Annotated in this window: 15 protein-coding genes; 6 read left to right on the top strand and 9 right to left on the bottom strand. The window is 69.4% G+C overall.

Annotated features, from left to right (window positions below; translation table 11 throughout):
* The first annotated feature begins 221 nt into the window (after positions 1-221).
* The gene (locus tag HOV91_RS27800) at positions 222-404 is read left to right on the top strand and encodes a DUF6011 domain-containing protein (protein WP_174188319.1); all 183 of its coding nucleotides are present in this window, start codon (positions 222-224) and stop codon (positions 402-404) included.
* A gap of 16 nt (positions 405-420) precedes the next feature.
* Here the strand turns inward: HOV91_RS27800 and HOV91_RS27795 are convergent, their stop codons facing one another.
* The 3 genes from HOV91_RS27795 to HOV91_RS27785 form a co-directional block, all read right to left on the bottom strand.
* Positions 421-1077 carry a VOC family protein gene (locus HOV91_RS27795; protein ID WP_174188318.1) on the bottom strand — a complete coding sequence of 219 codons (657 nt, stop codon included), beginning with the start codon at positions 1075-1077 and terminating at the stop codon, positions 421-423.
* Positions 1078-1172: 95 nt separating this feature from the next.
* The gene (locus HOV91_RS27790; RefSeq protein ID WP_246351006.1) at positions 1173-1466 is read right to left on the bottom strand and encodes a hypothetical protein; all 294 of its coding nucleotides are present in this window, start codon (positions 1464-1466) and stop codon (positions 1173-1175) included.
* A gap of 140 nt (positions 1467-1606) precedes the next feature.
* The gene (locus tag HOV91_RS27785) at positions 1607-2239 is read right to left on the bottom strand and encodes a PadR family transcriptional regulator (protein WP_174188317.1); all 633 of its coding nucleotides are present in this window, start codon (positions 2237-2239) and stop codon (positions 1607-1609) included.
* Between the two features lie 121 nt (positions 2240-2360).
* Between HOV91_RS27785 and HOV91_RS27780 the strand changes: the two genes are divergently transcribed.
* Together HOV91_RS27780 and HOV91_RS40610 are read left to right on the top strand one after the other, a co-directional pair.
* The gene (locus HOV91_RS27780; RefSeq protein ID WP_174188316.1) at positions 2361-2777 is read left to right on the top strand and encodes a nuclear transport factor 2 family protein; all 417 of its coding nucleotides are present in this window, start codon (positions 2361-2363) and stop codon (positions 2775-2777) included.
* 114 nt (positions 2778-2891) lie between these two features.
* On the top strand, positions 2892-3014 hold the full coding sequence (locus HOV91_RS40610; RefSeq protein ID WP_281370999.1) for a hypothetical protein: 123 nt from the start codon (positions 2892-2894) through the stop codon (positions 3012-3014).
* Here HOV91_RS40610 and HOV91_RS27770 read toward each other — a convergent pair.
* Complete coding sequence (locus HOV91_RS27770; protein WP_174188315.1) at positions 3005-4168, bottom strand: MFS transporter; 1164 nt, start codon at positions 4166-4168, stop codon at positions 3005-3007. The two genes, HOV91_RS40610 and HOV91_RS27770, sit on opposite strands and share 10 nt — an antisense overlap.
* 70 nt (positions 4169-4238) lie before the next feature.
* On the opposite strand from HOV91_RS27770, the gene HOV91_RS27765 reads away from it, so the two are divergent.
* Positions 4239-4781 carry a CGNR zinc finger domain-containing protein gene (locus tag HOV91_RS27765; protein WP_174188314.1) on the top strand — a complete coding sequence of 181 codons (543 nt, stop codon included), beginning with the start codon at positions 4239-4241 and terminating at the stop codon, positions 4779-4781.
* Positions 4782-5118: 337 nt separating this feature from the next.
* Here HOV91_RS27765 and HOV91_RS27760 read toward each other — a convergent pair whose 3' ends face one another.
* Complete coding sequence (locus tag HOV91_RS27760) at positions 5119-6318, bottom strand: esterase/lipase family protein (protein ID WP_174188313.1); 1200 nt, start codon at positions 6316-6318, stop codon at positions 5119-5121.
* Positions 6319-6677: 359 nt separating this feature from the next.
* Between HOV91_RS27760 and HOV91_RS27755 the strand changes: the two genes are divergently transcribed.
* Together HOV91_RS27755 and HOV91_RS27750 are read left to right on the top strand one after the other, a co-directional pair.
* Entirely contained in the window at positions 6678-7289 is a 612-nt protein-coding gene (locus tag HOV91_RS27755; protein ID WP_246351004.1) for a YdcF family protein, read from the top strand.
* A 44-nt stretch (positions 7290-7333) separates the two neighbouring features.
* The gene (locus HOV91_RS27750; RefSeq protein WP_174188312.1) at positions 7334-8398 is read left to right on the top strand and encodes a fused (3R)-hydroxyacyl-ACP dehydratase subunits HadA/HadB; all 1065 of its coding nucleotides are present in this window, start codon (positions 7334-7336) and stop codon (positions 8396-8398) included.
* Here HOV91_RS27750 and HOV91_RS27745 read toward each other — a convergent pair whose 3' ends face one another.
* The 4 genes from HOV91_RS27745 to HOV91_RS27730 are packed head-to-tail and all read right to left on the bottom strand — an operon-like array spanning position 8399 to position 12455.
* Positions 8399-9439 carry an LLM class flavin-dependent oxidoreductase gene (locus HOV91_RS27745; protein WP_174188311.1) on the bottom strand — a complete coding sequence of 347 codons (1041 nt, stop codon included), beginning with the start codon at positions 9437-9439 and terminating at the stop codon, positions 8399-8401.
* 39 nt (positions 9440-9478) lie between these two features.
* Positions 9479-10507, bottom strand: coding sequence for an alpha/beta hydrolase (locus HOV91_RS27740; protein ID WP_174188310.1), 1029 nt, complete (start codon positions 10505-10507; stop codon positions 9479-9481).
* Positions 10504-11454, bottom strand: a complete 951-nt coding sequence (locus HOV91_RS27735; RefSeq protein WP_174188309.1) for an acyl-ACP desaturase — start codon at positions 11452-11454, stop codon at positions 10504-10506. Before HOV91_RS27735 ends, HOV91_RS27740 begins: the two co-directional genes overlap by 4 nt.
* A 56-nt stretch (positions 11455-11510) precedes the next feature.
* Positions 11511-12455 carry an RsbRD N-terminal domain-containing protein gene (locus HOV91_RS27730; protein WP_246351002.1) on the bottom strand — a complete coding sequence of 315 codons (945 nt, stop codon included), beginning with the start codon at positions 12453-12455 and terminating at the stop codon, positions 11511-11513.
* Between the last annotated feature and the right edge of the window lie 307 nt (positions 12456-12762).

Here is a 12762-nt window from a genome sequence, read left to right as displayed (position 1 = left end):
GCAATCAGTCGAGCCGGTTCGTCGAGGGCCGCCACCGACGCCGGAACGTGTCGGTGCCCGGTGCGATGATGCGAACGAACTGCCTACTGCGCGAAGCGATCCAGGGGGTGTGCCGGATGACATCGATCCGCCGCGTCCCTGCCACGCAGTGGGTGGCTGTGGATGACCGCATCGTGGTGGCCGGGTGCCCGGCCGACCTGTTCGGAGCGGAGGAGAAGGATATGGACGAGACCGACGACCAGCCCACCGTGCGACTCGTCGCGCACTGCCGCCGTTGCCGCGGCTGGCTCCTGTCGCCGGAATCGGTCGCCCTGGGCATCGGACCGACCTGCGCGATCCGTGAACGCGCCGAGCTGCGAGCTACGCTCGCGCGGGAGCTGACCTTGTTCGACATCGCTGCATGATCGGTATGCCGCCCGGTCAGGCGTCGGACCGACCGGATTCGGGCCCGGCGACCTCCCAGGCGAACCCGTCCGGGTCGGCGAAGGACCCGATACCGCCGCCGCCGAGCACGATTCGGTGCGACCCGCTGCCTTCCGGTGCCACGCCGGCATCCTTGGCGGCGGCCCTGCGCCCGTAGAGCGCCAGTTTGACCGACGACGACGGGGCATCGAACTCGACGTACTTGCTGCCGAAACTCTTCGCCACCGTCAGGCCACGGTCCACGTAGAACTGCTTGGTCGCCTTGACGTTGTCGACGCCGAGGAGCACCACGAAATCGTCGACCTCTCGGGTGGCCGGGCCGGTGTCCTTCTTCGACGAGGTCGCGATTTTCCAGATCGCCCCGTCCGGCGCCTGGACCACGCCGCCGTAACCCCAGAAGCTCTTCTTGCCCGGCTTCAGCGTCGTCGCGCCCGCGTCGACGGCGGTGCCGATGAGACTGTCGACGGTGCTCGGCTGAGACACCACGAGCGACAGGACGAAGCCGCGGAACCCGTTCGTCGGCGCCTCCGAGGCGCGCACGCGCAGTCTGTCGCCGAGACCGAACGCGGCGGTGTAGAAGGCCTGCGCGGCCGCGGGATCGGGCGCCTCGAGGATGACGGACTCGATAGTGGGCTGATCAGTGGTGATGTTCATGGCCGTAACGCTAGATGCGGCGCGGTAGCCGACGCTTCTCGATTCCTGATCGGTCTGGCCGGCCGCACTTATCCTGGTGCCCGATGGCAGCGTGTTCAGGACTCCGGCGGGAGCAGCGGCGAGCTGAAAACTTCTTCCAGCGGGGTCGGGCCGGTGTAGCGGCGGCAGTTGCAGCCGACCCACTCGCGCAGGCCGTGCGTGCCCTTACGGGAGATCTCGGCATGGCACTTACTCGTCGCGCGATCGTGGAGTGACAGATCGTGGCCGCAACCGCAGCGAGCGGGAAGTTTCTCTCCCGGCCGGGATCGCCGCCGATGCCCGAACCGGCCACACACCCAACCGACGCCGACGAGGCCCGCACCGACCGCGAGGCTCAGGGGATCCAACATAAATGCAGTATACGTATACGCATAGCCGCAGTCATCCGAATCAGGGCCACCGCACTCGCCGGCGGTCACCGGACAACAGACCGCTCCTGAGCTGCCGATAAGCCCGAGCGGGACGGCGACCCGCGACGCTCGATGGCGAGCTAGGTAGCGACGTTCGGGCCGGAAACGTCGGATCGGGACGACCCCGAGTCGGCACCGGGGTGGCGCTGCTCGGCATGCGCCGCCATGCGCCGATCGATGACGGAGAGGGCGAACGCGCTCCAGCGAATGTTCTCCTGCTCGAACGAAATTCCGCGCAGCAGGGTGAGGTACGGGCCGATCCGTTCGATCTCGGCCAGGTAGGCCGGTTCACTGCGGCCGTCCAGCAACCGCGACCGCAAGCGTTCGTAGCGGGCCAGTTTCGCCTTGGACCATTCCATGCGCTCCGCGACCGCGGCGCGAACGGCGGGCGCGTCTTCGCCGTCCATCCCCTGCACCTTGACCATCATCTCGTCACGAATGGCGGTGGGCTTGGCGGGCTCGGCGATGAATTCGCGCAGCGCCGCCCGGCCCGCGGCGGTGATGGCGTGCAGGCGCTTGTTGGGGCGGCGTTCCTGCTGCACGACCCGGGTCGCGATGAGTCCGTCGGCGGCCATCCGCTCGAGTTCCTTGTACAGCTGCTGCGGCGTGGCCATCCAGAAGTTGGCGACCGAGGCGTCGAAGCTCTTGGCCAGGTCGTACCCGGACGCCTCGCCCTCCAGGAGCGCGGCCAGTACCGCGTTGCGTAGCGCCACCGGGCCAGGCTAACACAGAAGGTGATTATTCAACTCGTTGTCCCATAGGCCGTAGACAATGGCTCGGGTGCAGGGATACTGTTCGATATGTACTCAATTAATTGACTATGGAAGGTGGGATATGCATCCCTTTCGCGAAGCGGTCGAAGCGCGGGACGAAGCGGCCATCGAGGCGCTGCTGGCCGACGATGTGGTGTTCACCAGCCCGGTGGCGTTCAAGCCCTACCCGGGCAAGGCGATCACCGCGGCCATCCTGCGCGCGGTGATCCGGGTCTTCGAGGACTTCCGATACGTGCGCGAGATCGCGGACGCGGGCGGCCGCGATCACGCTCTCGTCTTCGAGGCCACCGTGGACGGCAAGCAGGTGACGGGGTGCGATTTCCTGCACTTCGACGCGCACGGCAAGATCGACGACTTCATGGTCATGGTGCGCCCGCTGTCGGCCGCGCAAGCGCTGGCCACCCGCATGGGTGAGCAGTTCGAACGCATCACGGCCGAAGCCGCCGCACAGCTCGAGCGTGAGGCAACCGGAGCGTGAGCGACAACGACGCATAGTCATCGGCGCGGGCAACGCCGGGCTCACGGCTGCGGCCACCGTGCAGCTTGCCGGTGCACGGCCCTGCTGGAGCGGCACAACCTCCCCGGCGGCTGCGTGGCCTTCTTCCGCCGCGGCCGGGTCGAGTTCGAGGTCACCCTGCACCAGCTCTCCGGAGTCGGCGTCGAAGGCCAGCCGATCTCCCTGCGTACGGGATCGCGGATCAGCTCCTATAACTGACGGCGAAGCGCGTGGCCGACGACGGTGGCGACGGCGACGAGGACCGGGACGAGCAATAGCGCCCGCGGCAAGCCACCGGCCTCGGCGGCGAATCCGATCGCCGGTGGCGCCAGCAGGATGCCGCCGTACCCGAGGGTGGTCGCCACCGCCACGCCACTGGCACCGCCGCGCGCCCCCGCGGCTGCGACAGCCAGTGGAAAGAGGTTGGCCAGCCCGAGCCCGGCGATGCCGAGACCCACCAGCGCCAGCCACGGCCATGACGTCAGGGCAGCGAGGGTGGTTCCAGCACAGGCGATTACGCCGCCGATCCGCAAGACGGCTCCCGGCCCGGCCGCGCCGACGAGGGCGGCCCCGGCCGCCCGGCCCACCGCCATGGCGCCCTGGATCGTGCCGTACCCGGCCGCCGCCAGCCCCTCGCCTGCTCCCAGATCCGCGCGCAGATGCAGCGGCACCCAGTTGTCCAGACCACCTTGCGCGAAGGCGGCGCACAACCCGACCACACCGAACGCCACCACGATCCACGGCGAGCGATCCCCCGCTGCCGACGGCGAAAACACTCGGGGGACCGGATCGTCGGTCAGCACCCACCCGGCCACCACGGCCATCACCACACCCAGCGGGGCCGCCGACAGCAGGTGCCCGGTCGGCGACAGATGTGCGGCGAGCAGGCCACCCGCGCCCGCCCCGGCCAGACTGCCCAGACTGTTTGCCGCGTGCATCGCGGGCAGCAGCGGGCGATCCAGCGCGGCCACCAGGTCGACGGCCACCGTGTTCACGGCGACGTCGAGCGCTCCGAAGGCCACGCCGAAGACGGTGAGCGCCACCGCGAGCTGCGGCACCGAAACAGCCAGCGGCGGCAGCACGACGGTCGCCGACAGCATCCCGGCCGCCACGGTCGCCACCCGGGCGCTACCCCAGCGGCGGCAGATCACACCGCCGGCCGACATCGTCGCCACCGCCGCGACCGACATGGCCAGCAGCGCGAGTCCGAGTTCCCCGGGAGTGGCGTGCAGACGCTGCGCGACCGCGGGAATGCGCACCGCCCATCCCGCGAAGACGAACCCGCCGAGTGCGAACAACACCGCGACCGCGCGCCGGGCGCGCCGCAGCGGCAGGGGACCCGCCCGCCGCGTGGGCACGGACCTCTCGGACATTCTGTTACCGGTCATAGATTTAGACGGTAAGCGCCATGTCTTTTACCGGTCAACAGTTACACTGGTAAACATGTCGGGAACGAGCACCGCACCCGGAACCTTGGAGCAGGTCCGGACCTTCCTGAACACCTGGCGGTTGCCGCACGAGACCCGCACGCCGGTCGACGACCTCCCAGAGCTGCTCACCCGGGCCGCGGACTGGCGCACCACCCTGCCGGACATCCCGCGGCCGCGCCCGCACGACGTGGACGAACTGCGGGCGCTGCGCACCGACCTCCGCGCGGCACTGGGCGATTGCGCCCCGGCCGCGCTGCGCGCGTGGTTCGAACGGCATCCGGTGAGCGTGACCGTCGGCGACGAAGCGCGACCGCTGCGCTACCGGCCCGGCGATGGTGGCACGGCGGCCGCGATCGTCGCGTTGGTCGCCACCGGGCTCGCCGGGCAGCAGTGGGCGCGGCTCAAATCGTGTCCCGACTGTCGCAACGTCTTCTACGACCACAGCCGCAACCGCAGCCGCACCTGGTGCTCGATGTACGCCGAAACCCCCGACGGCCGCGCCTGCGGCAGCATCTCGAAGGTACGGGCGTATCGGAAACGTCAGCGCGGCAACTGATCACGACGGCCGACTGCTCGACGGGCCGGAGCACTGTCCCGGCAGCAGGTCGTGGACCTGCCGCGCCGGATCCAGTGCGGGGTACCACTTGGTGCCCGGCCGACGTCTTGCGGGCCGCACCCCGCCCGTTACACGCCGATGCCCACCGAGCGGCGGGTGCGAGGGTCCGCTCGGTGGGCGCACCACCACGCGCCGGGGACGTGCGCGCCGAGACGGAGGCGGGTTGAGGGATTCCGTCCGGCGGGCAAAACGCATGATGGTCGGTGCTTCCGTCGAGCGAACGTGCGGAGTAAGGGCACATCCCACGCCGCTCGACGGAAGCAGGTCTATCCGGAGATCACAGCTTGCCCCCGCCGCCGAGCAACCAGGGGTTGAAGGTGCATTCCAGATTCGGGTGACCGGCGGGATCGAGCGCACGCAACGCGATGGACAGCGCCCGTGGCGAATACATCATCGTGAGGTGGTCGGATACGTCCTGCTCGCATCCGTCCTGCAGAGTGATGTTCTGCACCGTCACGCCCGGCGCCGCTTTCAGGAAGGTCAGATCGTAGGGATTGGTGATCTCGTCGTAGCGGGTGCCGACCACGGTGTAGTCGACGCCGGACACGGTGTCGCCGTTCTCGTTGAGCTTGTTGACGAAATCCGAGCCGATGGTCTGCTGGATTCCCGCGTGCCCGACGAAGATCTCGATGAAACCGAGGATGTCGATACCGAAGTTGTTGATCGCCCGGCCCAGCGCGCCGATGCCGACCAGGCTGGTGCCGTGATGCGTCGCGCCGTAGGTGACCAAGTTCTTCACCTTGGCCGCGCCGCCCTCGAACTTGGTGTACCAGTTCGACATCGACCCGCCCTGCGAATGCGCGACGATGTCCACCTCCGGCGCACCGGTCGCGGCCAGCACCCGATCGACGAACGTGGCCAGCTGCTCGGCCGAGTCCTGGATGTACCCGGTGCCCATCACGCCGGGCAGCACCGAACCGAGACCGCCGCCCTCGAGCAGGTTCGACCGGCCGTAGTTGAAGGTGAACGCGCAGAAGCCGGCGTCTTTGATGGGCTGGCCCATGTAGGCGAATCCGTTGTAGGCGTTCATCCAGGTGCCGTGCACCAGCACCACCGGGCGCGGATGCTCGGCGGTCGGCTTGCAGCTCCAGTCGTTGGTTCCGGGCGGCGCGACGTCGGGATGGGTCAGCCCGTAGCCGAAGGCGGCCAGCCACGAGGTCATCGGCGGGCCGTAACCGACGGTGTCGCTGGCGTAGCCGCCGGAGGACCCCGAGCTGCTGCCCGACCCGCCGTAGCAGTCACCGGATCCGTTGCCCGACCCCGCACCGCTGCCCGAGGTGCACGCCGAGCCGGTGCCCGCACTGCCCGAATCCGCCACCGGCGCCACTTTGCGGCCCGCCGCGATGTAATCGGCCAACTGCTGCTCGCTCGGCTGGGCCTCGGGCGCCGCGTTCGCGCCGGTGGCGCCGACGGCGAGCACCGACACACTCAGCAGCACCGCTGCCAGGGACGCGCGCCCGTAGGTACTTCGTTTCATTGGTTGCCTTCCTGCAGAACCACAGTGTTCGACGGCCGGTGCCGTTTTCGCTGGTAGACGGCACCGAAGCTGCGCCAACGCTAGAACCGGAATTCGCGGCCGCCTACGCGGAACGGCTGGATCTGGAGACCTCACGAACGCGTTTGTCGCGAGCTAGGGAGACGACACAAAGGGTGCGGAAAAGACAATTCACGCAATTCGGCGAACAGTTCGGGTAGCACAAGTCGGCGGCGCGGAAACGGTGAATTATCCAGATCACCAAGCGGTTACGGTTCCGCAACGGCCCGCGGCCGCATCATGGATGCACGCCGCACCCCAGCCATCGGTGGCCATCCGATGGCTAACCGCTGGGAGATCTCTTGTCCGCCAACCTGGTTCCCCTCGCCCGCACCTTGCTGGGCGCGCTCGCCGTCGCCGCCGCGCTCACCCACCTACCGCACGCATCGGCGGAGAGCACGGGTTCCGCCGAGGCAGGTCCCGCGACTGCCGTAGCACCGGCGCTCCTCCCGGCTCCGGCGCCGCCGCCCGCGGTGCACGGGCCCGTGACCGCCATCGTCGTGCTCGGCTACGGGCTGCTGCCCGACGGCGGCATGCGCCCGGAACTGATCGACCGTCTGCGCGCCGGATATGTGCAGGCCCTGCTGGCGCCCATCTCACCGATCATCGTGACCGGCGGCAACGCCCGCAACGGTGTCACCGAGGCGCGGGCCATGGCCGACTGGCTGATCGCCCGCGGCATCCCCGCTGCCCGCGTCCATGTCGAACCGGAGGCCGACACGACCGCGCAGAACGCCGCCCGCTCGGCCACGATCATGCGCGCGATCGGTGCGCGCGACGCCGTGGTGATCACCTCGGCCGACCACATCGACCGGGCGGTGGGCACCTTTCACGACGCCGGGGTGGCCGTCGTCGGCACCGTGACGCCCGAGCAGGTACCGCCGCGGATCTGGCGGTTCGGCCCGCTCGCCTGACGAGAGCCGTCGTCCTCCACCATTTTCGCAATACAGGAGCAACCATGAACGAGACCGCGGTGAATCCGGCCGATCAAGCGAGGTCGCTAGTCGACCACCGTTACCGTTCCACTTTTCGGTACGAGGTGGAACGGGAAAAGATCCGCGAATTCGCCCGTGCCGTCCAGGATGCCCATCCGGCGCATCGCAGCGAGGCCGCTGCCGCCGAACTCGGTTTTCCCGCGCTCGTCGCGCCCGCCACGTTCAGCTCGATCATCCTCACCCGGGTGCACCGCGAAATTCTGGACACGCTGATCACCGGCTACGATCCGACCCGAATTCTGCACGCGGACCAGGTTTTCGACTTCGGCAGGCCGCTGGTGGCCGGCGACCGCCTGACCTGTGACATCTATTTCGAATCGTTCCGGCATTTCGGCGACTACGACGTCCTCGCGATCAAGAGCGTGCTCATCGACCAGCACGGGGCGGTGGTGCAGACCGGCTCCAGCGCGCTGCTCGCCCGCGTCGGCGCGCGCGATGCCGGATTGGCCGACGCCGTGCGCAGAGTCGCCATGGGCGATCGAGGGTCCGACGGGCCGCGACGAGTCCGGCGCAGCGCCGTCGTCCCAGCCGCCGCCGACCATCTCTCGCCGACGCCGACCCACCGGTCACCGCGGCCGGTCATCGACTTCGCCGATCTCTCGGTGGGCACCGAACTGCCCGCCCGCACCGTTCGCCTGTCTCGGGGCGACCTGGTCAACTACGCCGGGGTGACCGGCGAATCCAACCCGGTCCTGTTCGACGAGCGGGTCGCGCTCGCCAGCGGCCTGCCGACCGTGGTCGCGCCGGGCATGCTGAAACTGGGCCTGGCCACGTCGTTCCTGACCTCCTGGCTCGGCGACCCCACAGCGCTCACCCGATTCCGCGCGCAGTTCGCGCACAATACGCACTACTTGCGCATACCGCCGTTGGGCGCCGGGACCATCCAGTTCCGCGGCCGGGTCACCTCGATCGATGCGCGCAGGCGGCGGGCGACCATCGCGGTCGACGCCCGCGCCGACGGACGCAAGCTGTTCGGCTATGCCGCCGCCGAAGTGCTGTTCCCGCAGGCGATTACGTCCGGCACCTGATCAGGCCGCCGTACCGGCTCTTTCGCGCTTCCCCGGCGATCCGTGCGGAAGACCGGCGACCAGCGCCAGGCGGCGATGCGACGCCAGCCGCGCGCCTCGATCGTAGGTGCTGGTGTGCACGAGGATCTCGTCAGCGCCGGTCCGGCCGGCCAACCGCTCCAGTTGCTCGGCGACCTCGTCCTCGGTGCCGTACAGATGGCCGTGCAGTCCTTCGTCGAAGATCCGGCGCTCCCGAGCGGTCATGGCGCGCGTCTCGATCTCCGCAGGCGGGATCAGCGGCGGGAACTCACCGCGGGTGCGCGCGTAGGCGGCCGACCACGCCTCCGGCAGCAGCAGCCGGTGCGCCTGCGCGGTGGTGTCGGCGATCACGATCGATGCGGAGACCACCACGTAAGGTGCGGCGCCCGGCCGGGAGGGACGGAACTGCGCGCGATAGCGCTCGATGGCCTCGACCATGCGGTCCTCGCCACCGACCGCGGCGATCACCAGTGGCAGCCCGAAGCGGGCGGCGCGCTCGGCGCCGGATCCGGTCGCCAGCAGGAAGGCCGGCACCCGCAGCCCTTCGGCGGGCCATGCGTGCACGCCCCGGCTGCCCTCGGCGAAATAGGCCAGCAACTCGGTGAGCTGGGCATCGAAGTCCTGCGCGGCGCGCTTGTCGTGCCCGAGCGCACGCCGCACGCCGTCGGTGAATCCGACCGAGCGGCCCAAGCCCATGTCGATGCGTCCCGGATAGAGCGACTCCAGCACGCCGAACTGTTCGGCTACCACCAGCGGCTGATGATTGGGCAGCATCACCCCGCCCGTGCCGATCCGGATCCGGGAGGTCGCGGCAGCGACGGCGGCCGCGAGCACGGTGGGCGCCGAACCCGCCACGCCGGGCACGCTGTGGTGTTCGGCGACCCAGAAGCGGTGATAGCCCCATTCCTCGGCGAGCCGGGCGAACTCGACGGTCTCCCGCAGTGCGGCGGGACGGCTCTGGCCGCGCCGGACGCGCGAGCGGTCGAGGACGGAGAACCGGAGAGAGGACAGCGCCGCGGACACAGTAGTGTCAACGCACCGGCGCCGGTGTGATTCCGCCGCTCAGGAGGACTCGGTCACGCCCAGCGCCGGGGCCAGCACCGCCCAGGCTTTCGGTAGCTGCGCCTGGAAATCCGGCCAGGTGTGCATCCCCTCCGCGGTGTACTCCACGGTGGCGGGAATCTTCAGCTCGTTCAGCCTCGTGACGAACCGCTCGGTGCAGGAACGAGCGCCCGCCTCCAGCGCCGCGCCGCCACCGGCGGTTCGCAGCGCCTCCGCGATCGTCGGGGAGTTCGCGATCGCCACCAGATCCGCGCCGGTCGGCAGCCCGGTGGCCGCTGAGAGGTAGATCGCGGTGCCGCGCAATGATTCCGCGTGCAGCAGGCTGTCGTGCGCGGCCCATTCCGGTGAGGTCGGCGGGCCCCAGAGATTGTCGACGTTGCCGCCGCGGGAGGCGACCGTGATGGTGGTGACCGCGTGACCGAGCGGGTCGGCGGTGGAATAGCACCCGCTCATCCCCGCCACGGCGCGATACCACCCGGGGTGGCGCTGGGCGAGCATCATCGCCGCCTGCGCGCCCATCGAGACACCGGCGATGGCGCGGCGCCCGTCGGTGCGCAGCAGCGACTCCACGATGGGCGGAAGCTCCGTGGTGAGGAACGTCTCCCAGCGATTGAGTCCCAGCGCGGAGTCGTGCCTGGCCCAGTCGCTGTACATGCTGCCGGTGCCACCGCCGGTCAGCACCACGTCCACCGGTTTGCCCGCGAAGAACTCGGCGGCGCCGCCCTTGGTGAGCCAGGCCGAGGTGGCGTCGCCGTCGACGCCGTCGAGCAGATACAGCACCGGGCGCGGCGCCTCGCCGCTGCCACGCAGCACGTCGACGGTGATGACCCGGCGCATCGCCGCGGAGGCGATGGACAGCCGTTCCCGCCCGGGAGCGATCTGATCGATCGACAGCAGCCCCGTCCGGGTCATAGCCGGATCGACCGCGGGTGGCGGGGTGGGGGGAACCGGATCGGCCGGTACGGGGGCAGCGGCGGTCACGGCGATGAGGGCCATCGCCGCCGCTGTGATCGGTACACGCAAATTCATCCTGCCGCGGCAGCCCGTTCCGCTCGTCTGGCCGCCGCGCGGTCGCGCTGCTCCTCGAACCGTCGCGCTCGGACCTCGAGGTCCTCGAGGTAGGCGTGCAGTTCGTCGCGGGCGCGTTCGCCGTCACCGGTCAGATCGGCGCGTTCGAAGACGCGCCACGCGCGCAGCACCGGCCGCACGACCACGTCGAGATGCTGGGGCAGGTCGTAGATGCCGTGTTTGGCCAGCAGCACCGCGTTGCGCCGGAAATTGGGCTGGGTGAGCCCGGGCATCTGGAAGCGGGTGACCACGCTGGTGATCGCGCGCAGCGCTTCGTCCGGGACCAGGTCCAGGGCGGCGGCGCTGATGTTCCGGTAGAAGATCATATGCAGGTTCTCGTCGGCGGCGACTCGCTGCAGCATACGCTCGGCGAGCGGTTCCTCGCAGGCAGCTCCGGTGTTCCGGTGGCTGATCCTGGTCGCCAGCTCCTGCAGTGTGACGTAGGCCACCGAACGCAGGAACACCTGCTCCGTATCGGGTTTCGCGAAGCCCGAGGTCATGTGTGCCATTCTCGCCCGCTCCAGCAGCACCGGATCGACAGCGCGGGTCACGACCAGATAGTCGCGCATCACGATGGCGTGGCGATTCTCTTCGGCGGTCCACCGGCCCACCCAGGTGCCCCACACCCCGTCCGAGGAGAACGATTCGGAGATCTCGCGGTGATACGACGGCAGATTGTCCTCGGTGAGCAAATTGGTGATCATCGCGGTCTGCGCCACCTCGGAGAGCGCCGATTGTCCCGGCTCCCAGTCGATTCCGCCGAGGGCGGCGAAATTCCGTCCGTCGTCCCACGGCACGTAGTCGTGCGGATTCCAGGACTTCGCCTTGCGCAGATGGTCGTTGAGCAGGCGTTCGGCGGTGGGCTCGAGTTCGCGCAGAATATCGCGATCGGACAACGCGGTGGACACTCGCACTCCTTTGCTCACCCTCGAAATCAGGGCATATCCGACGATAGCGGCGAAGGTCAGGCCGATCGGCCGATCACGTGATCGTTGGGCGAGGTGACGATGGTCATGTGGCCCGGCTGGGGCAGTTCACAACCCGGCGTTTCACCCACGTCGGCCACCTGGTAAAAGCCGGCGGGCCGACCCGCCGCCCGCAACCGGTCCAGCAGATCGTGGGCGCGTCCGGCCAGTTCGGGGATGCGCGCGGTGCGCCCGGCGGCCACCGCGGCGGTCAACGGCACCTCGGCGGCTTCGCCGACGAGGGTCAGCACGTCCTCGGTCATGCTGAACATGCCGGTGCGGGCGGGCACGTCGTCGATCGGCACCAGCACCGTGCCGCCCGCGGCGGACAGCACCGACAACGCCCGGGAGCCGAGCGGATCGGCCAGCGCGGCCTGGACCCGGCGGAGCTTGCGCCGGGCCGCGTCCGCGCCCGTGCCGGGTCTTCGCTCGTCCGGATGCGCCGGAATGCTCAGCGCCACCACCTGGTACGACCGGGCGATCGGAATGCCGGTCGCCCTGGCGAGTTCACCGACCGCGTGTCCGCCGAGCAGGGCGGAGACCAAGGTCTGGGCGGCCGTCTGATGCTCCCGCGCGACCGTGCGGTGCTCGTCCACATAGGCCGTCGACGCCGCCACCGTCACCATCTCCAGGACGTGCACCGCGAGCCGGGCGCCCGCGAGAAAATGATCGGTCTGCTCGCCGGCGACTTCCTCGGCGAGAAATTCCAAGCCGTTCCGGATTTCGTCGTGATACGCGCCGAGCACCGTTTCCAGCGCGACACCCTCCCGCGCCCAGCGCGAGGCGAAACCGGCGATCTCCGGTGGCCCCGCAGCCGCGGGCGCCGGACGCGGGGCCAGCAGTTCGACGGCGGCCGCCAAACAGTTCCGCGCCGTGGTCGCGACATCGCCGGACGCGGTGTGGCCGGAATGCTCCGCGAAGTGTTCGACGAGTTTCGATGTCAACGTCTCGGTACTCGTTCTCGGCTGCCTACCCATCATGCCTCCCGAAGGTTAGCGACGGATCGTGATGGAATCGAGATATGTTCGGCCGAATCAGGTAAGTCATCAGCGGCTGCCCGACCCGTTGGGCGGGATCACAAGTGTTCGAGCGGATTTCGCGATGGCCGCGTCCGGCACGGGAATGAAGCGCTGCGGCAGCCGGCGATTTCGGGTCCGGCCCTGGCCGTCGCGTACGCCCGATTTCCGGATTATGTGACGCAGCGCCGTCCGCGCATTTTCCGGCGCTGCGTCGAGATCACCCTAGATCCTG

Source organism: Nocardia barduliensis (assembly GCF_013315795.1).
In the GTDB taxonomy this organism is placed as follows: domain Bacteria; phylum Actinomycetota; class Actinomycetes; order Mycobacteriales; family Mycobacteriaceae; genus Nocardia; species Nocardia barduliensis.
The sequence above is the reverse complement of the archived record's forward strand: the minus strand, read 5'-3'. Positions and strand labels throughout refer to the sequence as shown.